The organism is Sorangiineae bacterium MSr11367, assembly GCA_037157805.1.
GTDB lineage: Bacteria > Myxococcota_A > Polyangia > Polyangiales > Polyangiaceae > Pendulispora > Pendulispora rubella.
The window spans coordinates 7,861,971-7,884,991 of the sequence record CP089983.1 but is presented as its reverse complement, the minus strand read 5'-3'; the positions used below and the strand labels follow the sequence as shown (position 1 = coordinate 7,884,991).

The 23,021-nt window shown below is 66.0% G+C and carries 17 protein-coding genes and 1 pseudogene; 14 read left to right on the top strand and 4 right to left on the bottom strand.

The features are described from left to right. Positions 1–19: 19 nt before the first annotated feature. Entirely contained in the window at positions 20–577 is a 558-nt protein-coding gene (locus LVJ94_30570; protein WXB01252.1) for a DUF507 family protein, read from the bottom strand. Between the two features lie 21 nt (positions 578–598). On the opposite strand from LVJ94_30570, the gene LVJ94_30565 reads away from it, so the two are divergent. The 3 genes from LVJ94_30565 to LVJ94_30555 all read left to right on the top strand — a co-directional run bounded on the left by LVJ94_30565 (position 599) and on the right by LVJ94_30555 (position 7,510). Continuing rightward, positions 599–6,244 (top strand): hypothetical protein, encoded by a 5,646-nt coding sequence (locus LVJ94_30565; protein ID WXB01251.1) that lies wholly within the window; start codon positions 599–601, stop codon positions 6,242–6,244. A gap of 106 nt (positions 6,245–6,350) precedes the next feature. Then, entirely contained in the window at positions 6,351–7,115 is a 765-nt protein-coding gene (locus LVJ94_30560) for a hypothetical protein (protein ID WXB01250.1), read from the top strand. An 83-nt stretch (positions 7,116–7,198) separates the two neighbouring features. After that, a complete protein-coding gene (locus tag LVJ94_30555; protein ID WXB01249.1) occupies positions 7,199–7,510 on the top strand; it encodes a tRNA-binding protein in 312 nt (103 codons plus the stop codon). A gap of 166 nt (positions 7,511–7,676) precedes the next feature. On the opposite strand, the gene LVJ94_30550 is transcribed toward LVJ94_30555, so the two are convergent. Further along, positions 7,677–8,777 carry a TIGR04552 family protein gene (locus tag LVJ94_30550; protein ID WXB01248.1) on the bottom strand — a complete coding sequence of 367 codons (1,101 nt, stop codon included), beginning with the start codon at positions 8,775–8,777 and terminating at the stop codon, positions 7,677–7,679. 22 nt (positions 8,778–8,799) lie between these two features. Here LVJ94_30550 and LVJ94_30545 point away from each other — a divergent pair, with 22 nt between their 5' ends. From LVJ94_30545 to LVJ94_30505, 9 genes and pseudogenes are all read left to right on the top strand, one after another. Next, a complete protein-coding gene (locus tag LVJ94_30545) occupies positions 8,800–9,648 on the top strand; it encodes a TIGR02757 family protein (protein ID WXB01247.1) in 849 nt (282 codons plus the stop codon). A gap of 57 nt (positions 9,649–9,705) precedes the next feature. Beyond that, a complete protein-coding gene (locus tag LVJ94_30540; protein ID WXB01246.1) occupies positions 9,706–10,821 on the top strand; it encodes a hypothetical protein in 1,116 nt (371 codons plus the stop codon). A 174-nt stretch (positions 10,822–10,995) separates the two neighbouring features. Continuing rightward, complete coding sequence (gene ndhC, locus LVJ94_30535) at positions 10,996–11,361, top strand: NADH-quinone oxidoreductase subunit A (protein ID WXB01245.1); 366 nt, start codon at positions 10,996–10,998, stop codon at positions 11,359–11,361. Between the two features lie 13 nt (positions 11,362–11,374). Continuing rightward, positions 11,375–11,836: pseudogene (gene nuoB, locus LVJ94_30530) on the top strand (NADH-quinone oxidoreductase subunit NuoB). Positions 11,837–11,996: 160 nt separating this feature from the next. After that, complete coding sequence (locus LVJ94_30525; GenBank protein WXB01244.1) at positions 11,997–12,728, top strand: NADH-quinone oxidoreductase subunit C; 732 nt, start codon at positions 11,997–11,999, stop codon at positions 12,726–12,728. Then, the gene (locus tag LVJ94_30520) at positions 12,729–13,943 is read left to right on the top strand and encodes an NADH-quinone oxidoreductase subunit D (GenBank protein WXB01243.1); all 1,215 of its coding nucleotides are present in this window, start codon (positions 12,729–12,731) and stop codon (positions 13,941–13,943) included. Between the two features lie 50 nt (positions 13,944–13,993). After that, positions 13,994–15,625 carry a 2Fe-2S iron-sulfur cluster-binding protein gene (locus LVJ94_30515; protein ID WXB01242.1) on the top strand — a complete coding sequence of 544 codons (1,632 nt, stop codon included), beginning with the start codon at positions 13,994–13,996 and terminating at the stop codon, positions 15,623–15,625. Positions 15,626–15,657: 32 nt separating this feature from the next. Continuing rightward, positions 15,658–17,031 carry an NADH-quinone oxidoreductase subunit H gene (locus LVJ94_30510; protein ID WXB01241.1) on the top strand — a complete coding sequence of 458 codons (1,374 nt, stop codon included), beginning with the start codon at positions 15,658–15,660 and terminating at the stop codon, positions 17,029–17,031. Positions 17,032–17,057: 26 nt separating this feature from the next. Continuing rightward, complete coding sequence (locus LVJ94_30505; protein WXB01240.1) at positions 17,058–17,720, top strand: NADH-quinone oxidoreductase subunit I; 663 nt, start codon at positions 17,058–17,060, stop codon at positions 17,718–17,720. A gap of 31 nt (positions 17,721–17,751) precedes the next feature. On the opposite strand, the gene LVJ94_30500 is transcribed toward LVJ94_30505, so the two are convergent. Both LVJ94_30500 and LVJ94_30495 read right to left on the bottom strand, forming a co-directional pair. Beyond that, complete coding sequence (locus LVJ94_30500) at positions 17,752–19,743, bottom strand: serine/threonine protein kinase (protein ID WXB01239.1); 1,992 nt, start codon at positions 19,741–19,743, stop codon at positions 17,752–17,754. A gap of 283 nt (positions 19,744–20,026) precedes the next feature. Next, a complete protein-coding gene (locus tag LVJ94_30495) occupies positions 20,027–21,532 on the bottom strand; it encodes an Ig-like domain-containing protein (GenBank protein WXB01238.1) in 1,506 nt (501 codons plus the stop codon). An 81-nt stretch (positions 21,533–21,613) separates the two neighbouring features. On the opposite strand from LVJ94_30495, the gene LVJ94_30490 reads away from it, so the two are divergent. Both LVJ94_30490 and LVJ94_30485 read left to right on the top strand, forming a co-directional pair. Further along, positions 21,614–22,000, top strand: a complete 387-nt coding sequence (locus LVJ94_30490; protein WXB01237.1) for a hypothetical protein — start codon at positions 21,614–21,616, stop codon at positions 21,998–22,000. Positions 22,001–22,135: 135 nt separating this feature from the next. Further along, complete coding sequence (locus LVJ94_30485; protein WXB01236.1) at positions 22,136–22,960, top strand: hypothetical protein; 825 nt, start codon at positions 22,136–22,138, stop codon at positions 22,958–22,960. Positions 22,961–23,021 lie beyond the last annotated feature (61 nt).

Here is a 23,021-nt window from a genome sequence, read left to right as displayed (position 1 = left end):
GGGGACGCCCCTCCCATGGTTACGAGACTCCCTTCTTTCGCTTCACCTGCTCCATGACCCGCGCATATTCGACTTCCCACGTGCGTGAGCCCTCACTGACGTGCCGCAATTGAGCGCGAACCTCGCTGTCGATTTCGGCATCGAGGGCCATGTGCTTTTTGAACACCGTCGCCATCTTGCGGCGCAGCTCTACGTCTTCAACGAAAATTTCTTCTACGTTTGCGGAGTGGTGAAATATTTGGACGACCTGGTCCAATACGTAATCGAGCATCTCATCGCCGACTTTGATACCTTTGGTCTCGGCGATTTGATTGCGGACGCGGCCAAAGTCGTTCATCGAACGCCCTGTGCGCTCGAGAAGCTCCTTGGTGCGGTCGTTTACGTCGCGCTCCGCCGCCAAGTAACTCCGAAGCACTGCCTCGACGTCGGCTTGTACCTCTTTCGGTGATTCGGTTTCGATGTCACCCGCCGCAATAAGAATGCGAACGACTTCGGCCGCGATGGGCGCCACCCGCCCGCTAAATAAACGCATCCTGGCACAGTACCCTTCTTTTACCCGGCGCGGAACGGGCGCCATACATCCTGCGAGGAAAAGATCGTGAGTGACACGGTGACCGGATTGCAGCCTCCGAGCATCCCGCCTGCCGCGGAACCGGCTCCGCAGGCACCGCCGCAACCCCCCACCTCCCCCGCCGCAGGTTTGGGGCAAGTGCGGACCGTCGAGTTGTCGCTGCTCGACTTGGAAGAAGGGTGGAACGTCGAAGAAGCGCGCTCCACGCTGTTGGAGGCTGCAAGCCAGGCACAGCAGGTCGCCAAGCCGCAGGCACCCCCGATCGAGTCCAAACGGCGTCCGCCGCCCGTGCCGCTGCGTGGAAAGTCGGCCGTCCCCGACGAGCCTCCGAGCGCACCCCGATCGGTCGACAAGCCGTCGCTCCCACCCCGTGCCCGACCGGCTCCGCCCCTACCGCGGGAGAGCCATTCCCCCCCGCCGCCTACCGGTGCCGCGCGGGCGGAAACGCCCAGTGTGCCGCCGCCGGAGGTGCGGGTGCGGGTCGAATCGCCGCTCGAGCAATTGACGGCGCAGCTGCAGGCGCGGGTGGCCGTGCTCGAAAAGGGCGACGATAAGCTGGCCCAGGCGCGTGCGCACCTGGAGCTCGCCGTGTTGGACGAGGCGACAGGGGATGGGGCGCGGGTGCTGGAGCATGCGGAGGCGGCCCTTCGCATCGAGCCGTCGCTGGTGATGGCCCACGCCCTAGTGCGCCGTGCGCGTCATGCTCGCGGGGCGGCACGTGTGCTGCTCGAGCCGCTGGAGCACGAGGTGGTGGCGGCCACGGGCGACGGCGAGCGGGCCGATCTGCTGGCCGAAAAAGCGCGCCTTTTGGAGGCGGCCGACGAGAAATCCGAGGCGGTCCGTGAGGCGTGGGAGGCGGCGCTCTCGGTGGCGGCGGGCCATCCGGCCTCGCTGAAAGGGCTGGAGGCCGCGCTGGTGCGCGACGCGGGACGGGATGCTCCACCGTCGGGCGTGTGTGAACGGCTTGCCGCCCACCTCGGGCGCATGGCCGATGCGTACGGCGCCGAACCGCGCCTCGCGGCGTGGCTTCACGTGGAGCGCGCGCGCATTTTGGATCGCAAGCTGAACGACGCGAAGGCTGCCTGGAGTGCGCTGCGTCAGGCACTGGCGCTGGATCCGGGCGTGGGCCCCGTGCGAAGCGCCTGTGTGCGGCACGCGGCCCGTCACAACGACGTGGCCGCGCTGTTCGAGTTGCTCGTCGAAGAATCGGGCGTGGAGACCGAGCCGGCACGCCGCGCGCGGCTCGAGCTGGATGCGGCGACGCTTGCGGCCACGCGGCTGGGCGATACGGACCGCGCGGTGACCTTGCTGGAGCGGGCCCACTCGCGGGCGCCCACGGCGGAGACGGTGGACCGCCGCGTGCTCGACCTTCTCGTGGTGCTTCACGAATCGGCCGGGCGGCTGCGCGATGCGATCCGCGTGCGCCGGGCGCGTGCGCATTACATCGAAGAGCCGCGCCGCCTCGCCTACGAGCTGCGCCTCATGGCCGCGCTGTCCGAGCGCGCGGGCGACACCGCCACGGCGTTGGGGGACGTGGAGCGGGCGCGCGCACTCGACCCGAAGGATCCCACGTTGCTCGAGACGGCGGATCGCCTTCTCGCGAGCGTGGGGCGCGAGGATCGGCGCGCGCAGCTCTGGGCCGACGTGGCCGCGCGCGAGGAGGATCCGCTGAAGCGCGCGCGCTTGCTGATGCGCGCCGCGAAGATTTCCGAGGCGATGGGTCGCCCTGCGGAGGCGATCCTCCACTTGCGGGCGGCGCTTGCGGCGGCCCCGGCGGATGTCGAGGTGGTGGAGGCGCTCACGCGTCTGCTCACGTTGCCACCCGTCGAGCAGGCGGAGGCGCGCGCCCGCATTGCGATTTACATGCACGCCGCCGAAGAGGTGAAGGACCCGGTGCGGCGGGTCGGCTACCTGGAGCGCGCAGCGTTGCTCTGGGAGGAGTCGCTGGGCGATGCGGCGCTGGCCACGCGTGCGTTCCAGCAGGTGCTCGACATCGAACCCGATCGGCGAAGCGCCATCGTGGGGCTGCAGCGAACGGCGGCCAGGGCAGGGGATGCGCGGGCACTAGGACGCGCGTTGCTCGACGAGGCGCGCATCACCTCGGCACCGGAGCGCCGCGACGAGGCGCTCGACCTGAGGACGCGCGCGGCGGCGGCGTTTTCCTTCGAGGACCCGGAGCGTGCGCATTCGCTCATCGACGATGTGCTGCGCGTGAACCCCGCCCACGAGGAAGCGCGGGCGCTCCAGGTGCGTCTGCACGAGGCGGCGGGGCGCTGGGAGCAGGCGGCGTCCGCGCTGGCCGAGCGCATCGAGGCGACGAAGGACGAAGAGTCGAAGATTTACCTCTGGCTCGCGCGCGCGGAGATCGTGCAGAGCCGGCTCGCACGCGTGCCCGATGCCATCGAGGCGCTGCGCGCCGTGCAGAAGCTCGACCCGGCGCACCCGGTGCCACCGGAGGCGATTCCGCGATTGCTCGAGGCCCTCGGCGAGTGGGCCGCGCTGCGCGATGAGCTCATTGCGCAGGCCAACCAGGCCGATACGCCGTTCGAGCGGGTGCGCCACCTGCTGCGTGCGGCGGAGATCGACGAGTACTCGCTCCGCAACGACGAGGGCGCCGCGGCGCTGTACGGGCGGGCGCTGAACGAGGCGCCGTCGCATCCGCTGCTTCTCGAGCGCCTCGTGCGCTTGGCCGCGCGGCTCGGGTCCGACGTGGCCGATCCTTCGGGCAAGCTGGAAGGCGGCGGCAGCCATGGCTCCTTCGAGCGGGCGATGCTCTTCGTGGAATCGGAGGCCGAGCCGCGGCGCGCCATCACGTTGCTCGAGGCGGTGAGCGCGCGCGACACGACCCACCTGCCGGCGCTGCGCACCTTGGAAACGTTGGCGCGCACCACCGACTCGCTGCCGCTTTTGGCCAACGCGCTCTCGCTGCAGGCGACCACGCTGCACGCGCCGATTGCGCGGCTCGGGGCGCTCTGGTCGATGGCGCATTTGGTGGAGTGGCGGCTTCCCGAGAGCGGCGACACCTCGGTGTACACGCGTATTTTGGAGCATGCGCCCGAGGATCGAAATGCGTTGGACGCGATTTTCCGGCGCACGGTGGCCCTCGCCCGGGCGGGCGATGGCGTGGCGCGCGCATCGGCGACGAGTGCCCTGCTCGTGTTGCTCGCGCTCAAGTCGGCCGGCACGCGTCCGAGCGACGATACGTCGCGCCTCATGATGCATTCGGAGCTCGCGCATTTGTACATGCCGTGGGGCGATGGCAATGGAGGCTTGGGTGCGCACCTGCCGGGCGATATCCCCAGCGTGGCCGCGCGCTCGGCGCTCGACCATTACCGCAAGGCCCTCGCCATGGACGCGCTCAGCGTCACCGCGGCGGTGGGCACGGCGCGCTTTGCCTCGCAGCTTCGCGATGGCGAGGCCGGGGTGGCCGCGTCGACGTCGCTCGCGGATTTGGCGCAGGATCCGAAGATCCGCGCGCGGCATCTGCTGGAGGCGGCCGATTTGCTCCTCGCCGCGCCCGAGGACGTGCGACTGGGCACGGCCGAGCACCGGCGCACGCGTGCCGTCGAATTGCTCGAGCGCGCGCTCGATGCCGATCCCGAGTCCATCCCGGTGGCGGGGCGGCTCGCGACGGTGCGGGCGGATCAGCACCGGCCCGATCGCCTGGTGGAGGTGTTCCGCAGCGCCATCCGCCGCGCGAATGCGCCCGACGCCATCGTGATGCTGGGCAGCGAAATCGCGCGCCTTGCACGCACGGAGCTCAAAGACCTCACCGTGGCCGTCGATGCGATGCGCCGCGTGCGCGAGGTGGCGCCGAAGCACATTCCGTCGCTGCTCACGTTGGCGGAGCTCTACATCGCGCAGCGTGCGTGGCCGGAGGCGGTCGACGCGCTCGAGGCGGTGGTCGAGCATGCGCGCGGCCCGGGCCTCACCGCCGATGGCCGCAACACCGTCTCGGCGGGCGATCCGCGCCTTACCGCCCTGTTTGCCCTGGGAAGCTTGTACGAGCGCGTGCTCTCCAAGCCGGACCAGGTGGATCGGGTGCTGCGCGCCGCGCTGGAGATCGATCCGATGAGTGCGCGTGCGCTGCGCGGCTTGGTGCGGCGGCTGGGAAGCTCGCCGCAGGCCAACGAGCGTCCCGTGCGCGAGGAGATCTCCTCGCTGCTCGAGCGCCTCGGCCGGGTGGAGACGGCGCCGGAGCAAAAAGGGGCGATTTACCTGGATCTGTCGCAGGTGCGGGCCACCTTGGAGGATCGCACCGGCTCCGAGCGCGCGCTCTGCGAGGCCATTGCGTGGCTCCCGGGGTTGCTCGATCGGCTCGTGGCCTGGCACACCACGCCGCAGGGCTTGGACCGCAAGGCGCACATGACGGCGCTGCGGGGCATCGTCAAGCGGGCGCAGGAGATTGGCCGGCCGGATGCGATTTGTCTGTCGACCCTGGGCCAACTGGAGGTCGAATTCGGCCAAATCGAGGAAGGCATCACGCACTTACGCGCGGCGCTGGCGCTCTCACCCGCGATGCACGAGACGCGTTTCCACCTCGGTGCGGCATTGAGCCTCGCCGGGCGGCCCGAGGAGGCGACCAAGACGCTGTTCGATTTGCTCATCCCCGACTCGCGGCCGTTTCTGGCCCTGCGCGCGCCCGCGGTCGGGCTGGAGCTCATGGAGCGCACCCTGGCCGCGGAGCGTCGCACCGAGGAGGCGCTGGTGGTGCGCGAGCTGCGCGCGCTGGCGGGGACGCTCGATGACGCGAGCCAGATGTGGCTGCGCGGGCGGCGTCTGGCCTTCGACGGGACGAGTACCGAACCGCTCGACCGCGCGAGCCTGGTCAACAACGTGGTGCCGCCCGAGGGCCGGCACGTGCTCCTCGATGTGGCGTATGCGCTCTCCGGAAGCGAGGGAAAGCTGTTCCGCTCGACGGCCCACGAGCTCGGCGTCACCTCGCGCGATCGCGTGGGGCCGCGGAGCGGGCATCCGCTGCGGCCGTTGTTCGAGCGCCTGATGTGGCTCTTGCGCCTGCCCGAGGTGGAGCTCTACGTCTCCGAGGCGGTGGGGTACACGCGCGTGGTCTCGCAGGACGTGCCGTGGATCGTCTTTCCGCAAAGCCACTTGGACCTGCCCGAGTCGCGGCAGCTCGCGGCGTTGGGGCGTGCGCTCACCCGCGTGGCGTTGGGCGTGCCGTGGATCGAGGATCTGCCGCCGCCGCACGTGCAAGCGCTGCTCACGGCGGCCGCGCGGCATGCGAACCCCCAGTATTCGTACGACGTGCGTGAACGTCACTTGGCGGAGTTGATTGCCGAGTACGAGCCGCGCGTGGCGCGGGCCATCGGGCGCAAGCAGCGCAAATTGCTCGCCGATCTGGCCTACCGCCTCGATGCGCCCGTGGGGCCGACGCCGTCGGAGATGGAAGCCTTGGTGCGATCCGTCGCCCACGCGGAGCTGCGCGTGGCCTTCCTCGTGACGGGCGATCTCCTCGCCACAGTCGACGAGCTGCGGGCGCTCGATCCGCACTTCGCGCGCGCCCTGGGCGGCATGAACGAGCACTCGGTGGCGACCATCTTCTCGCACGCGCTCGCAGGCGATTTGGCCCGTTTCGCATTGAGCAAAGAGGCCACCGCACTGCGCTGGCGCACCGGCACCATCTGGGGCGCGAACGGCGGCGGATCGCGCTGATCGGATCGACGCGACCCGACGCAACCGTGGTGGCAGGCACCATCGTTGCACCGGCTCCTCTCCGGACCGACGCGGCAAACGCGCTCGTCGGAGAGGAGCGAAAACCATGAGACCCTTCTTGCGTTCGCCGCACGCGGCGATGACGGTGACGACTGCCATTTTCACCCTTACGGCGACGGCGCAATCCTTCGCCCAGACGCCGCAAGCGCCGCAGTCTCCACAGGCGCCGCCCGCGGCCCAGGCTCCACAAGCCCCGCAGGCCCCACAAACTCCACAAGCTCCACAAGCTCCACAAGCTCCACAAACGCCGCAGGCTCCACAAACGCCCCAAACCCCGCAGTCCCCGCAGTCGCCCCAGCCTCCCGCGGCCTCGCCGGGCACCACGCACATCACCTCGGCACCGGTCGTCGTATCCCAGTCAGGACAGACGACGCCTGCGTCACAGGATACGACCTCGGACTCGTGGCGACCGAACCGCAAGCTGCTCTACAGCGGTGTCCTCACCCTCGGTCTTGCCTACGTCCCCGCCGCCGTCGTCGGCACCACCAGTGAACGCGACGGCGATCGCAACTTGCTCATTCCCGTCGTCGGCCCATGGCTCGACCTCGGGGATCGCGGGCCCTGCAACGGCCCGGGCGAGAGAAGCTGCAGCAGCGACACGGCCAACCGCGTACTCATCGCGGTCGACGGCGTTTTCCAGGCGGTGGGCGCGCTGCAACTGATCGGCGCCTTCATCTGGCCCGAGCCACGCCGCACGGTGGTCGTCGAAGGCCGCAACGCGCCGCCACGCCCGCAAAAGCTGCACATGCAGGTCAGCCCCGCGAACATCGGCCGCAGCGGCTACGGCGTGTCGGTGGTCGGCACCTTCTGAGCCTCGGGGCGGAGCCTCGAACAACGCGCCCGCAGCTTCGGACAAGACGCCCGCGCGCGTCCGGGCCAAGATGCACCGTATCCATGGCCCTTGCACTCGACCTCCGCGTTGGAACCATCGTCCGCGTCGAAGCCTTTCCCGAGGCTCGAAAACCAGCGTACAAGCTCTGGATCGACCTCGGAGACCTGGGCGAAAAAAGGTCCAGTGCCCAACTCACGCAGCTCTACACCCCCGAATCCCTCGTCGGCCGCCAAGTCGTCTGCGTCGTCTCCCTATCCCCCAAGCGCATCGGCCCCTTCACCTCCGAAGTCCTCGTCACCGGCGTCGACACGCCAGAGGGCGTCGTCTTGCTCGCCTTGGAGCGCCCGGTGCAAAACGGCCGTCAGGTCTTTTGAGATTTAACCGCCAGGACGCCAGGGTCGCCAGGGGTCGCCAATGGAAACGACACTTAGAAGAAGGGTTTTTGATTAAAAAAATATTTTGATCAAAAAACAAAATATTCTTATTTTGGTTTTTCCGTTGGACCCACTGGCGACCCTGGCGTCCTGGCGGTTTCCTTCTTCAGCGTTTTCGTCGACTTGGCGGACCGCTGCTGCCGGGCGGTAGTCGCATTTCACGCATGCCCAGTTGGAGGCGGCGCATGACGGCTTTCTTTTGGCGCTCTTTGTATTTGGCGTGGCTTGCTTCGCCGCGCTCGTTGTTCGCTTCGGTCTCGCGGTCGATGATTTGAAATTCGCAAATCACGAAGATGACAGGCCCCAGGCCCCAGGCGCTGGACGGGGCGCGTTCGAGGAGGCGGCGCGGAAGGCGGACGGGCATGTCCACGACGAAGTGGATGATCTTGTACGTATCGGCGGTGAAGCGATTGTCCGTCGGGGTGTAGTCCAGGTCTTTCCCTGCCTGCATCTCCGGGAGCATTGGCCGGAGATGGGCATTGTTCTTACAGTAGTCGCGAAACGGGAACATCGAATTGATGCTCTGGCCCGGAATGACGTAATTGAACGGGAAGAGTCGTTTCGACAGATATTGCATCACCGGGAAAATGTCGTCGTACGATCGCGTGACGATGCGAAAACGCAATTTGTCGTAAATCTGCGCGGCGACGGTATCTTGCTTGGAGAGCAATTTCGTATAGAGCGAATCTTTGTTCTTTCGCCCGCCCACGAACTCGGTAATCGGAAAACCGCCGGCCAGCATGCTGCCGATGACCCGGTAAACCTTCTCCTCGACGACGTGGAAAATCTCCTGGTCGGAGAGGGGCAGGAGGAAGAGCAGCTCGCGTCCCTCCAAGTGCTGGATGATGTGCATGCACTTCAAAATCGTGCAGGCACACGTCTGCCGGTGCCCGCGGGTCGATGCGAGCAGGAGCATCTCCTCGATGGTGGCGCGCTCGACCGGCTTGGGGATCGGGTACTCGAAGTGGCGGCGCAAATAGCTGATGGCCTCGTTTTTCAGCCACTCGATGCGCGTGCGGTCGGCCGGCTCGTCGGGGTGGAACTCTTGCGCCAGCAAGATCTCGCGCACCTCCTCCTCGTCCCGCAAGTTCAGGCGGTGCCAGTCAATGACCGAATCGCCGCGCAAAATCAGACGCACCGTCTCGAGATCCGCCAGCGTGAACTCCTCGAGCCGCTTCAATCGCTCCGGCTGCTTTTCCTCCGTCATCCCTTTCAGTCATAGTACGAGCGTGAAGGTCGGTGACGAGGAACTGCGCGCGGCGCTCGATGCGGTGCGTGCTCGGGCGGATCTGGCCGCGCGGCGGACGTCGGATCCCGTGGGCGTGGTGCACCGGTATGCGGACCCGCTCGATCGGGAGATCGTCGGGCTCGTGGCCGCATCGGTGGCCTTTGGAAATGTGAAGACCATTTTGGCCAAGCTCGGCGATCTGCTCGATCGCGTCGGGCCGAGCCCCTCGCGCGCGGCCGACGGCGATCCTGCCGCCCTCAAGGCGAGGCTGCGCGGGTGGAAGCACCGCGTCTTCATCGGCGATGACCTCGCGCGCCTCCTCCTCGGCGCCCGCGCCGTGCAGCGCACGCACGGAACACTTGGTCAGTATTTTGCCGTCCTCTTCCAGGAACACGGGGAAATCCGCCCCGCGCTGGCCGCGTTCTGCGACGCCATCCGCGACGCCGGAAAGCTCCGCTCACGCACCCGCCGGGGCCCGGCGCATCTGCTGCCCGATCCGCGCGGCTCCAGCGGCGTCAAACGGCTTCTCCTTTATTTGCGTTGGATGGTCCGCCCCGCCGACGGCATCGACCTCGGCCTCTGGCCCATCGAACCGTCGCACCTGCTCATGCCGGTCGACACGCACATTCATAAGCTCTCGCGCAACCTGGGCCTCACCCGCCAGGACCGACTCACTTGGCGCGCCACCGAGGAAATCACCGCATCCCTGGCGCGCCTCGACGCCGATGACCCGACGAAATACGACTTTTCGCTCTGCCACATGGGCATGCTCCAGCGCTGCCCATCCCGGCGCGACCCCTCCCGCTGTGAAGGGTGCGGTGTCATGCCTGTCTGTAGGCATTGGAGATAGGTCTCTCACGCTTCTTGCGGAAGAGACGAGAAACATGGCACGGTAAAAGCTTCCCGTATGGCCGAAAAGCGACAAGATTTTTCACTCGACGCCGTCCGCACCGATGGCTGGTTCGAGCGCATCGGCGAAGGGATCGGGAGCTTCCAAGCGCTCTGCGAAATCGTAGGCGAGCGCTTTTTCGCCTTTTCCATCATCGTCGGCGCACGCATCACCGCGCTGACCGTCGACCGTCGCAGTCCAGATCAAACACTGGTCGATTTCGTGGTGGGCGTAGGGGATGGCGACGGTGATCTCGAACCCCAGCGCCTTACCCTGGCGGATTTTCGCCGCCGTTTGGTCGGCGCGCTCCTCGTCGAAGAGGAACGCGATCCACCGTTGCCCTCGCGTGAGACCGACACCGAGGCGATCCAACTCTACATCGGCGTGCGCTACCTGCTTCTTGCGCCGCTCTATGGCTACTCGCTGCGCCGGCTGATTCTCACCAAGTCGCGCCAGCAGCTGCTCGTCTCGCATGACGGCAGCGACGAGGAGTACGAGCTCGAGAACTTCCGCACGCGCATCCGTTCGCACGTGCGCGACGAGCTCGATCGCATCGCGTCCGGCTCGCGCAGCGCCATCGATCTGTCCAAGGTCGCCGAGGCGGAGGCCGCGGCCCTTCGCCAAGAGTGGCCCAAGGTCGTCTCCCTGCTCGGGGCCTGGCCGGCGCCACTCGCCATCTTCCTGCGCACGCCCGAGGGGCAGATGCTCGCGCCCGACGCGCGGGGGCTCATCGCGCGCGGCCTGGGCTTGCTCGGCTCCGCGTGCGTGCACCTCGGGGAGGTCGACCAAGCGGAAGAGGTTTTCCGCATCGGCATCCAGTACGCGCAAGAGGGCGTGGCGGCGGCGGACCTATTCCGACGCCTCGGGGAGGCCCTGCTCATCAGCGACCGCGCCGGCGAGGCCATCGCCCCGCTGCGGCGCTCGCTCGCCTTCGGTGGGGGCAACGCGGAGGTGATGCCGCTTTTGGGGCGCGCTTTGCTGGGGCGGGGCAAACACGTTGCGGCCTACGGCTGCTTCCGGGCCGCGCTCGAGGCCGGTGTCGGCGAGCGGGAGCTGGCCGAGGAAATCCAAAAGATCGAGGTTGCCCTGGGGCCGGCGCTCACCGCCTGGAAGGCCATCGTCGTCGCAGGGTAGGGCGCTCGCGTTTCGTAGGAGAACGCGCAGGGGAACGGATGTCGGGTTTGGCCCAGGAAACGCTCCTGGGCCGGGGCTGAGGCACGGGGATTGACAGGGCCCTGGGATACCACTATTCCCCCACCCCAAAGTCGTTCCACTTGTCGAAATAGCGCGCTAATCAAGAAGGCAACGATGCTCCTCATCCAAAAGTACGCACCGATGTTCCTCATCATCGGGGTCGCCGGCGCAGTCGCCTCCCTCTTCTTCATCGGGGCCACGCTTCTCGGGCCCAAGAAGCCCACCCCGGAAAAGATGATGCCCTTCGAGTGCGGCTCGGAGAGCTCGGGCGGACGCCACGTCAAACTGAGCGTCAAATTCTACCTGACCGCCATCCTCTTCGTCGTCTTCGATATCGAGACGGTGTTCATCTATCCCTGGGCGGTCCAATTCAAATCCCTCGGCTGGTTCGGGTTGGCCGAGATGTTCGGCTTCCTCGTCGTCGTCGTCGTCGCCCTCATGTACGTCTGGCGAAAAGGCGCGCTGGAGTGGGAAAACTAGGAAAGAAAAGAAGATGACGACGAACACATTGACACTCGAGGGCAGCGAAAAAGGGTTCGCCACGACCCGGTTCGACGCGCTCCTCGGCTGGGCCCGCAAGTACTCGCTGTTTGCCTACCCCTTCGTCACCGCGTGCTGCGGGATGGAGTTCATGGCGCTCACCAGCCCCCGCTTCGACATCGCGCGCTTCGGTGCAGAAGCCCCGCGCTTCTCCCCGCGCCAGGCCGACTTGCTCTGGGTCGTCGGCACCATCAGCCAGCGCCAGGCCCCCGCGCTCCGGCGCATCTACGAGCAGATGATGGAGCCCAAGTACGTGCTCGCCTTCGGAACGTGCGCGAGCTGCGGCGGCTTCTACGACAACTACACGACGGTGCCGGGCATCGACAAAGTCATCCCGTGCGACGTGTACGTCCCCGGTTGCCCGCCCCGCCCCGAGGCGGTGCTCGACGGCCTGATGCTCTTGCAGGACAAAATCGCGCGCGGCGACCGCACGCCGGCCATCGTGAAGCCCCGCACCGACCCGGTGCCGGGCCTCGTGCAACTGCGCCGCGGCGACGACCAGCTGACGATCGACGAGCGCGAGGCGCGCATGAAGGCCGAGAAGGCCCTGCGCGACCTGGGCCGAGGGATCCGCCATGAGTAAGGCCGTCCTCGAAAAGCTGAAAACGAAGTTCGGCACCGCCGTGCTCGAGACGCACAGCGACCTGGGCGACGACACCGCGGTGGTCACCGCACAGAGCTGGAAGAGCGTCTGTGAGTACCTGCGCGAGGACGCCACGCTCGACTTCGACATGTTCATCGACTTGTGCGGCGTCGACTACCCGACCCGCCTGCCGCGCATGGAGGTGGTGCTCCACCTCTACTCGACGACGCGACGTCACCGCGTGCGCCTGAAGACGCGCGTGGGCGACGAAGACATGGACGGCGCCGAGGTCGACAGCGTCACGGGCATCTGGCCGGGCGCCAACTGGTTCGAGCGCGAAGTGTACGACTTGAGCGGCGTCACCTTCCGCGGCCACCCGGACCTGCGGCGCATCCTGATGTACCCGGAGTTCCAGGGCCATCCGCTGCGCAAAGACTACCCGGCGCAGAAGACCCAGCCTCTGGTCGAGTACCGCACCGAGGCCGAGGCCGGCGTGCCCCTCGAGAAACAGGCTCCGTTCCGCGCCGACGAAGGCATGTCCTTCGGCCGCGTAGACTGGCTGCACCGCAACGACGAAGAGAACCCCACGGCCCTGCCGAAGGGCGTCGTTCGCTCGGTCAAGCCCCACGAGGCCAACGGGAACGGCGCCGACCACGCGCTCAATGCAAATCTGCCGGCCGAGGCGTCGGTGGCGACCCCCCCGAACAAGAAAGACGTGAGCTGAATGGAGCCCATCGATCTCGAGCTGGAAGAGGGCGAGCTCGAGCTGCCCGCAGAGCCCATGCACCTGAACATGGGCCCGTCGCACCCGGCGATGCACGGCACCGTGCGCATCGTTCTCGAGCTGTCGGGGGAGACCATCGTCAAGGCCGACGTGCAGATCGGCTACCTGCATCGCGGCTTCGAGAAGATGTGCGAGCGCGGCACGTGGGCGCAGGTTTTCCCCTACGTCGACCGCCTCAATTACGTCTCGCCGATGCTCAACAACGTCGGCTACGCGCTGGCCGTCGAGAAGATGTGCGGCATCCAAGTGCCGGATCGCTGCCAGTGGTACCGCATGGCCCTTGGCGAGTTGGCGCGCATCAGCGACCACCTCACCTGCACGGGCGCCATGGCCATGGAGCTCGGCGCCTTCACGCCGTTCCTCTGGTTCGTCAAGGCGCGCGAGATGGTGTGGGACATCATGGAGGAGGAAACGGGCGCACGCCTGACGCACTCCTTCGGGCGCATCGGCGGCATGGCCGCTCCGCCCACGAAAGACTTCAAGGAGCTGTGCCACGGCGCGCTGAAGCAGATCATCCACATCGTCGAAGAGGGCGAGAAGATGCTGCTGAAGAACCGCATCTTCATCGACCGCCTCGAGAACGTCGGCATCATCAGCGGCAAAGACGCCGTCGCGCTCTCGTGGTCGGGCCCGTGCCTGCGCGCCTCCGGCGTCGCGTACGACGTGCGCAAGGCGCACCCGTACTTGAAGTACGACGAGGTCGACTTCGACGTGCCCGTCGGCAAGGTCGGCGACACGATGGACCGCTTCCTCGTGCGTCTCGAGGAGATCCGTCAGTCGAAGCGCATCATCGAGCAGGTGCTCGAGCGCATGCCCGACGACGGACCGGTCAACGTGAACGACCCGCGCGTCATCCTCCCGGAGAAGCGCGACGTGTACACGACCATCGAGGCGACGATTCAGCACTTCAAGCTGGTCATGGAGGGCGCCAAGGTCCCCAAGGGCGAGTGCTACTCGTACACCGAGGGCGGCAACGGCGAGCTCGGCTTCTACCTCGTCTCGGACGGCAGCGGCACGCCGTACCGCGTGCGCATTCGCCCGCCGTGCTTCCCCATCACGAGCGGCCTCTCGCGGCTCATCACCGGCCGAATGATCAGCGACATCGTGCCGACCTTCGGCTCGCTCAATATGATCGGCGGCGAGTGTGACCACTGATCGCACCCCGCTTTCTCTCTCCTTGACGCTGCAACCATAGGTTCCACGAGATGCCGACTTTCACCTACGACGGCAAGACGATCCCCTTCGAGCCCGGCGAGACCATCATCAAGGCGGCCTATCGCCAGGGCATCGAGATCCCGCATTACTGCTGGCACCCGGGTCTGAGCTCGCCGGCCAACTGCCGCATGTGCCTCGTGGAGATCGCGCCGCCGCCCGGACAGCGCGGCATGATGCTCGACGTGCTCGAGTGGGACGCCGCCATCGGCGACTACAAGCCGCGGCAGAAGCCGAAGCTCCAGCCTTCGTGCCAGATCCCCGCGGCCGAGGGCATGCAGGTGAAGGGCGACACGAGCGACAACGTCAAGGAAGCGCGCAAGGGCGTGCAGGAGTTTCTGCTCCTGAACCACCCGGTGGACTGCCCCATCTGCGACCAGTCCGGCGAGTGCAAGCTCCAGGACTACTGGGTCGAGCACGGCCAGTACCAAAAGCGCATGCGCGACGAGCCGATCCACAAGCCCAAGGCGGTGCGTTTCGGTCCCTCCATCGTGTACGACGCCGAGCGTTGCGTCATGTGCACGCGCTGCATCCGCTTCATGGACGAGGTCGCGAAAGATCCCGTCCTCGACATGCGCGAGCGCGGCAACTTGAACGAGATTTTCGTCGCCCCGGGCAAGGAGCTCACGGGCCACTACACCTTCATGACGGAGCACGTCTGCCCCGTTGGCGCGCTCACCACGGTGGACTTCCGCTTCAAGGCGCGCGTTTGGTTCCTCCGCACGGCCAAGTCGGTTTGCCAGGGCTGCGCGACGGGCTGCAACTCGCACCTCGACTACGACCCGCGCTACAACAAGGTGTACCGCTACCGCCCGCGCGACAACGAGCAGGTCAACGCGTACTGGATGTGCGACGAGGGCATGGTCAGCTACAAGCGCGCCCACGAAGGTCGCCTCATCGAGCCGCGCGTGAAGGGCTCGGTCGTCGCGGTGAAGAAGGCCCTCGCCGAGGCGAAGAGCTACTTCGAGGCAGTGCCCGGTGAGACGGTGGCCGTGGTCCTCTCGGCGCAGCATTCGCTCGAGGACAACTGGGCGCTGCGCGAGCTCGCGGGCGCATACCTCGGTACCCGCGCCATCTACGCGACGGGGCTGGCCGAGGGCTACCACGACGCGATCCTCATCCACGAGGACAAGAACCCCAACACGCGCGGCGTGCTCGAATTGGCCTCCGGCGTGCGGCCGTTCTCTTCGCTCCTCGACGACATCGAGGCGGGAAGGGTGACCCACGTGATCGCGCTCGGCGGTGAGACGCCGGCCGATGCGTCTGCGGAGCTGGGCGAGCGTGCGAAGCATGCGCTCGAGCGGCTGCAGGCGCTGGTCGTCATCGCGGCGCACGAGGGATTGCTCGCGCACGCGGCGCACGTGCTGCTTCCCGCGGCATCGTGGGCGGAAGCTTCCGGCACCTACGTCAACGCCAAGGGCATCCACCAAGTGACCGAAAAGGCCATCGAGCCGCAGGGCGCTTCCGAGCCTGCGTGGAAGCTCGTGGCCGACGTCGGCCAGGCCCTCGGGTACGACACCTCGTGGACCAAGTTGAAGCAGGTGCGCGCGCGATGGACGTCTGCGCCCACCGTCCCTGACGCAACGGCCGTCAGCCCGTCGCCTCAGGCCTCCCAGACCCCCTAGTTTCCTTAGCTCCAAGCAAGAGAACGACCCCGATGACCCCTGCGCAATGGATCTGGACGATCGTGAAGATCGCGATCATGATCGGCTTTCTGATCAACGTCGCCGCGCTCCTCACGTGGCTCGATCGCCGTCAGAGCTCGATGATGCAAGACCGCGTCGGTCCGAACCGCGCGGTGCTCAAGATCGGCAAGTTCGAGCTGCGCGCCGCGGGCCTGCTCCACACGGCGGCCGACGGTTTGAAGTTCTTCTTCAAGGAAGACTTCGTCCCGCCGAACGCGGACAAGCTGCTCTTCGGCCTCGCGCCCATCCTGTCGATGGTGCCGGTGCTCGCGCTGGTGGCGGTCATCCCGATGGGTGACACCGTGCTGCCGCAGTACCTGTTCCGCGCGGCGTCCGACGGCCACACGATCTTCCCGGCCATCTCGCGCCTCGGCGTCGAAACGGTGCGCGGCATGCGCCCCGTGGAGCTCGCGGTGGCGCCGCTCAACTCAGGGATCCTCTTCGTCTTCGCGCTGGCCGGGCAGGGCATCGTCGGCGCGGCCATCGCCGGTTGGTCCAGCGACAACAAATTCAGCTTGATGGGCGCCCTCCGCGCCGCAAGCCAGATGGTCAGCTACGAGGTCACGATGGGCCTTTCGCTCATCGGCGCCTTCATGATCTACGGCACCATCCGTCTCGACGACATGGTCCGCTGGCAGGGGGAGAACAGCTGGGGCATCTTCGTGCAGCCGCTGGCGTTCTTCCTCTTCTTCGCCGCCGCCGTCGCCGAGTCGAAGCGCATCCCGTTCGACCTTCCCGAGGCCGAGAGCGAGCTCGTTTCCGGTTACTTCACCGAGTACTCGGGCATGAAGTTCGGCATGTTCTACTTCGCCGAGTACATGGAGGTCGTCACGAGCAGCATGCTCCTGGTCACGATCTTCCTCGGTGGCTGGAACATCCCGTTCTTCCACCGCGACGGACTCACCATCGCCATCGGCGATCTCACCTTGGTGCACCAAGCCATTCCGCACATCTGGATGAGCATCCTCGGTGTGGTGGCGTTCTTCGGGAAGGTGCTCGCGGTCTGCGTGTTCCAGGCCTTCGTGCGCTGGAGCCTCCCGCGTTTCCGCTACGACCAGCTGATGAAGCTCGGCTGGCGCGTGCTCCTCCCGTTCTCGCTGGCGAACGTGTTCCTCACCGGCTGCATCTACCTCGCCCTCGACCAGCCGTCGGGGCAGGTTGGCACGGCGCTCAAGGTCGCGGCCGATCTGAGCCAGCTCGCCGTGGCGCTCGTCGTCACCTTCTTCGTCATCCGCGGCGTGGTGGGCTTCTTCGCCCCGGTGCGTCGTCAGTACTGGATCGTCGGAACCTCCGCCAACTTCGCCCAGGCGCGTGGCGGTACGGAAACGACGCCGATGCAGCTCTAAGGTTCATCCTTCGGAAGATAAAGACCATGGCTACCGCGACCTTCCCGAAAAAACCGCCGTCTCCGAACAACGCTTACGTCGTGGCGCACGTGGAGCCGACGCCGGCCACGCAGGTGTACCTGCCCGAGATCTTCAAAGGTCTCGCGGTGGCGATGCGGCACTTCTTCCGCAACACGAAGGAGATGGTCCGCAACGAGCGCCCCGATCCGGTGACCGAGAGCATCGCGCAGGGCATCACGACCATCTCGTATCCCGAGCAAAAGCGCCCCTATCCGGAGCGTTTCCGTGGCTTGCACCGCCTCACGCAGCGCGACGACGGAAGCCCGCGTTGCGTGGCGTGCCTCTGCTGCTCCACCGCGTGCCCCGCGCAGTGCATCTTCATCGAGGCCGGTGAGTACCCCGAGGGCGATCCGCGCCGCGGTTACGAACGCTACCCCGTGAAGTTCGTCATCGACGAGCTGCGCTGCATCTTCTGCGGCTACTGCGTCGAAGCGTGCCCCTGCGACGCGATCCGCATGGACACCGGCCTGCACGCCGTGCCCTACGACTCGCGCGAGCAGTTCATCTACCGCAAGGACTTGCTTCTCGCCCAAGCCTCCCGCGACGGCTCGCATTTGACGGCCAACCCGCGCCATGAACCGGGCGACGAAACGCACCCCGGTGTTACGCGCGAGCACATGACGCACTGAGCATCGCGATCCATCGTCCGCCTCGAGTGCCTCACTCGCTCGGGGCGTTCGGGGGGCTCGCGATGTCGCGCCGGAACCGTTCGATGCTGCGCACGGTCTCGTCGATCGGTTCGACGGGGATGTAGTTGGCCATCCAGGCGACCGCTTCGGAAACACTGGGGAAGCGACTGTATGGAACCTTGTTCGCCAGAATCAGCGATGCCCCCGAGGTAATGCGCTCCGCGACCTCGGTGCTCGATTCGATCTGGGTGACGAAGGCGAAGCATCGGAGAGAGTCGCCATGCGTGGCCAGTGATGCCACGGCGAGGCGGGTCAAGCGCTCCGTGAGCCGGACGGCGGGCCCGATGACGCAAAGCAGCCCGATGCCATCCGGCTCGTTCCGAATCGCTTCCTCGATTCCCGCATGCGGATGCGCAACGGCGTCGCCCGTGCCGCGCTCCCAGGCGTTGAGGTACAGGCGTCCGAGCACGCCAGTGGCAAAGCCTTCGACCGAGTGGAGCGTCCGCCCGCCGGGAAGCGAGATCGCCTTCGAGTAGGGGTTCGGCGTGTACGAGGGGATCAGTCGGCAGACCAGATCTTCCACACAGCGTGCGGCCTTCTCGGGCGGGTCGATGGTCATGTGCCGCGTCATCCAATGAAGCGCCGCGGGCACGGAGTGGAACGTCGCCGCGGGGAGGCGGCGTGAGAGGATGACGGCCATCCCAGAAATGGTGCTGCGGTTCATATCGGCGCGAACGCCGTCACCGAGGATGACGACCGAGGCGCAGAGGATCTGTTCCCCGTACGACTCGATCTCCGCCGACACCTGCCGCAGGGCTTCGTCCTCCAGTTTGACGTCTGGCCCAATGACGCAGAGCCATCCAATGCGACTTTTGCGATCGCGCAGAATCTCTCCGAGGAGGTTTCGCCCGAGGGTGAAGCTTCCCGGTGAAGACCCGCCGACCCAGACGGAGATGCACAACGCCTCGATCTGCGCGAACGCCATCCCGTCGCCGCAGTGAAGGATGCGCTCTTCATGGGCGCGCAGGCCCGACTGAACGTCCTCGTGGGCGCGCTGTCGCGGCATTTCGGCTTCACCCTCGTTCGGGTGGCTGCCCATGCTGGCGACGACATGGGCATGCACGCGCGCCCCGATGTCCGCCGCAAGTTCGCCCGAGACGCTTTCCAAGGCCGCGAGCAGGGCTTCACGCATCTCGTGGGCCGAGGCCCACCGATTCGCAGGATCGAACGCGAGGGCACGATCCACCACGCTCGCCACGGCGGGCGGTATGTCTTCGACGACCGAGGCAAGGGGCCGTGCATGCCGCGTCGCCGCGGCGACCAACAGCGAGCCCGTGCTCGGGGCCCGATGGACGGTCTCCCCCGAGAGCAGGAGAAAGAGGGTAGCCCCCGCGGCCCAGCAATCGCTGTGCGGGCCGCCGGTCTTCTCGCCAACGGCTTGCTCGGGCGGCATGAACGCGGGCGTTCCGACGATGCGCCCGGCCAAGGTGAACGTCGGGTTGGTGTCGCCGCGCCGCGCAATACCGAAATCCATGACGCGCACGACGCCTTCGCGCGTGAGAAAGAGGTTCTCCGGTTTGATGTCGCGGTGCACGATGCCTTTGGCGTGGGCACTCGCAAGCACATCGAGCGCGTCCGCCATGAGCACGCAGGCTTCGGCCAGGGGCATGCGGCCGCCAACCCGTTGCAATCGACTGCGCAGGGTCTCCCCTTCGAGGAGGGGCATGATCAAGAACGGAACCCCCTGCTCGTCCAAGTCGTCGTCCAGCACGGGAACGGTGCCCGGATGCCCAACACGATTGGCAACGTACGCCTCGCGGCGAAACAGCCGATAAGCATCCTCCTCGCCCACGAGGTGCGGCAGGAGAAACTTGATGGCCACCTCGTGCCCATTGCGATGCGCGGCCGCATACACCGCGGACGAACCACCTATCCCGAGCAGTCGGCGAACCCGATACTTGCCCTGGACCAAGTGTCCGATACGCGCGAGGGCCCGCTCTGGGGCCGATGGGGTGAAGGACACGAGTTGCGCTCCTACGCGGCTCCTAGGGTAACCCGTCCCGTATGGCTAGCCAAACCGTATCGGTGGCGCGCACCTCGTCGGCCGGCACCCGTGTTCGCAGGCCAGTTGACCTCGGTCTCGAACGCTCGGGCAAGTTCTTGACGCGCGCAGGGGGCCCCTCGGCCAGTGACACAAGCTTCGTGAGCCCCGCGTTTTCTGCGTACAGCGTTGCGAGATGACTTTGCCCTGGTCGAAAATCGACCGGTGCTTCGCGCAAGAGACTCTTTTGCTCGACCCGCGTGCTCTACCGATTGAGTCTGTGCACATTGATCCTGCTGCCGTCCGCGGCGATCTCACCGACGACAACGGTGCCGCGGGAGTCCGCGCTGCAGGCCTGCACACCGCGGGAATTGCCGGGTGGCAGATCGAGTGGGGTCCATCCGTCCTTCGTGGCCTCAAACGCGCGCGGCGAGGCGCCTTCGAGTTGCGTGAACGCGACCACGTGTCCGTCCGTGCCCGAGCTTAGACACGATGAGCCGCAGCTAAGATATGAGCACTCTCCCGTCGATAGAGGGGCCCCAACCGCTTGCCAGTTCGTTCCGTCGAATCGAAAGAGTCGAGACGAACTCCGCCTCGATTCGGCAGAAGTGATGAGAGCGAAGAGGGTCCCTGCGTCGTTGAAGGCGAGGTCGAACGACGTGCTCGTGTTCTTACCCGGGCTCGATCCAACGGGTTTCCATGAACTCCCGGACCATGTTCGAACATGTGCTTCAAGTGACGTGGCCGATCCGCTCCTGTACGCGACATACGGAATGCCGTTCTTATCCAGCGTCATCGAGGTGAGATAGCCGCCGTCCCCACCGTCTACTGTATCTCCCAGCAAGATCCATCCCCCTCCCTCGAAGGTGCGGACGGCAACGTGGGAATTGGAATTCGTGTCGGGTACCTGGTGCGCCGCAAAGAGCTTCCCGTTGGACCCGGCCGCCAATCCGAATCGAACCGAATCGGGAGCCGTCGGTCCGAACTCCGTCCCCATCGCGTCCCATTGAGCACCCGACCACCGTCGAATGAGTCCCAGCTTTTCCGTGGACTTTGGGCCGAATGCCATGACCGTCGTGCCGTCGCGGTCCACTGCTAGCTTCGGTGGTAGACGGTCATCAACGTCAAACGGATCGGCGAGGGCCGCCCACTTTCCGTTATTCCCCTCGATGGAATGCACGATGACTCGAGGCGGATCTGCATTGTTGTTGTAGAACGAGGCCGCGCTCACGCGGTCACCGGGACCTACGGCGATGGTGGTGCTTTGGTAACCGTTTCCTCGCACCGTGTCCCCCACGGCAAGCCACAACGGTGCGGTCCACGTCCAGAGTGCGTTCGACACCAGTCGATTTCCGCGGATGTCGGAAATGTCCTCGAGGGCGACCTTCACTTGCGCGGGGGTCACGATCGGCGAGTTGGGCGAGATGGTCATCGTGGTCGCATCCGCCGAAAGCGTAGCGGTCGTCGCCAGCTCCTGGTTTCCGATAACGAGGGTGACGGGCTTGGCTCCGAGTTTCACGGGCTCGGAGAACTTGACCTGGATCGGCGCGCGGACGGATACAGCATCGGCTCCATCATTGGGCGTTCGTGACACCACGGTGGGAGGAACGGTGTCGGGATCTGGAATGCTCCCAGGCGGGTCTCCATCCCCTGGCTTTCCGGACGAACTGTCGCTCGATCCGCAACCCGGCGCTGCGCCTGCAATCAGCATCGCCATGACACCCAGCGCGGACGCCCGACGGACCATTCGTTGTTCGGTTTTTTCGTTCATCACGAAGTCGTTCGGCGCGCGCGACCCCTTGGTTGCTTGAAAATTTTCGCAAATGCCCATGAGTCGCTAGGATCTGTCTCGATGCAGCTCCTTCGCGCCCCGATCCTCGTCTCGTGCGTGCTGGCCTGGACCCACTGTGGCGGCTCGTCGTCCCAAAGCACCGCGACGCCGGCGCCCAAGATGGACCAGGAGATCCTGAACCGGCCGCCCCCCACCAAGGACGTGGAGGTGAAGAACCTGTGCCAGACGGGCGTTCCCGTCTACCTCGGGGAAACGCCCAATGGCACGACCGGGGACCACATCGTGTTGCGCGGCGGCGGAACCTCGCACTTTCCACGGCGTCCGGACGGAACGTTCACCATCTGGATCGAGGACGAACGCGGTTATGGCCTCGCAAAGGTGCACGTCTCACGGCGAATGAGCCATGTGGAGATAGGTGCGAGCTGCAAAACGTTGCACGCGCAGTAAGCCGAGTTGCCATGGCGCGGGTTGGGGGGAAAGCCCGACATCGCTGTTCGATTTGCGACGACCGCGCGTCATGCTAAGCGATCCCAGGCACAGCTTGTAGTAGCCTGGCAACGTGTCGAGGTGAATTAGATGACCATGAGAGGTTCCCTTATCGCTTCCGTGGCGGCGGTACTCGCCGTGTCCATCGGTGGCTGTGACGATCTCGAGCCCGCCGTTCAAAACCCCAAGAACGGCGGCATCCCTATCGATGTTTCGAACGAGAACCAGACGATCGTCCAAGGCGAGGTCAAGGAGCTGTTCGGAAAGAAGGTCACGAACTGGGTCGTGCTCGACCCGACGACCAAAAAGGTAAAGGCCTTCAAGTGGACTTTGCCCGTGACCGCCGTGGAGAACGTTCCCGCCAACATTCAATCGGACGTCCGCTTCTGGATGAAGCTCCCGAAAGAATTTACGGACCAGACGCTCTTCACCGGAATGTCATACGACATTCTGCCGCACGGCCACGCGCCGGCCGGCATTTACAACGTACCCCACTGGGAAAATCACTTCATCACCTTCACCCAAGAAGAATCGGTGGCGATCGACTGTCGGAATGCCATCTTCCCGGCGGACAAGCTTCTTCCACCGGAGCCGGGGTGGTTCTACATCCCGCCGCCGGACAATTGCATCCCCGGCATGGGTTTCCACGCCGTATCCGCGCTCTTGCCCGAGTTCAACCAAGAGAAGTTCACCAGGAGCTTTCTCCCGGATTACTACAACGGGAAGTTGGCATCCCTCGAATCCAAGGCGTCCAGTGAATTCCTCAGCAAGCGCGAGTCGTTCGTCATTCCGGCACCCAACGTCCCGATGCCGAAAGCGACCATCATCCCCACGAAGGTCGTGGTGACGTGGGACCGGCCTTCCGACACACATATTTGGGCGATGACCGACTTCGTCGATGCAACCGTCCTCCCCCCCTGAATAGCGCCCGAGGCGACGTTTCTACGAGGATGATGTTGGCGCAAATTTATTCTTCACCATG

Bases quoted from the DNA above. Each gene is read 5' to 3' on its own strand.
- LVJ94_30550 (WXB01248.1), bottom strand. From the start codon at position 8,777: ATGACGGAGGAAAAGCAGCCGGAGCGATTGAAGCGGCTCGAGGAGTTC.
- LVJ94_30485 (WXB01236.1), top strand. From the start codon at position 22,136: ATGAGAGGTTCCCTTATCGCTTCCGTGGCGGCGGTACTCGCCGTGTCC.
- LVJ94_30560 (WXB01250.1), top strand. From the start codon at position 6,351: ATGAGACCCTTCTTGCGTTCGCCGCACGCGGCGATGACGGTGACGACT.
- LVJ94_30510 (WXB01241.1), top strand. From the start codon at position 15,658: ATGACCCCTGCGCAATGGATCTGGACGATCGTGAAGATCGCGATCATG.
- LVJ94_30495 (WXB01238.1), bottom strand. From the start codon at position 21,532: ATGAACGAAAAAACCGAACAACGAATGGTCCGTCGGGCGTCCGCGCTG.
- LVJ94_30520 (WXB01243.1), top strand. From the start codon at position 12,729: ATGGAGCCCATCGATCTCGAGCTGGAAGAGGGCGAGCTCGAGCTGCCC.
- LVJ94_30490 (WXB01237.1), top strand. From the start codon at position 21,614: ATGCAGCTCCTTCGCGCCCCGATCCTCGTCTCGTGCGTGCTGGCCTGG.
- LVJ94_30505 (WXB01240.1), top strand. From the start codon at position 17,058: ATGGCTACCGCGACCTTCCCGAAAAAACCGCCGTCTCCGAACAACGCT.
- LVJ94_30515 (WXB01242.1), top strand. From the start codon at position 13,994: ATGCCGACTTTCACCTACGACGGCAAGACGATCCCCTTCGAGCCCGGC.
- LVJ94_30540 (WXB01246.1), top strand. From the start codon at position 9,706: ATGGCCGAAAAGCGACAAGATTTTTCACTCGACGCCGTCCGCACCGAT.
- LVJ94_30525 (WXB01244.1), top strand. From the start codon at position 11,997: ATGAGTAAGGCCGTCCTCGAAAAGCTGAAAACGAAGTTCGGCACCGCC.
- LVJ94_30555 (WXB01249.1), top strand. From the start codon at position 7,199: ATGGCCCTTGCACTCGACCTCCGCGTTGGAACCATCGTCCGCGTCGAA.
- LVJ94_30570 (WXB01252.1), bottom strand. From the start codon at position 577: ATGGCGCCCGTTCCGCGCCGGGTAAAAGAAGGGTACTGTGCCAGGATG.
- ndhC (WXB01245.1), top strand. From the start codon at position 10,996: ATGCTCCTCATCCAAAAGTACGCACCGATGTTCCTCATCATCGGGGTC.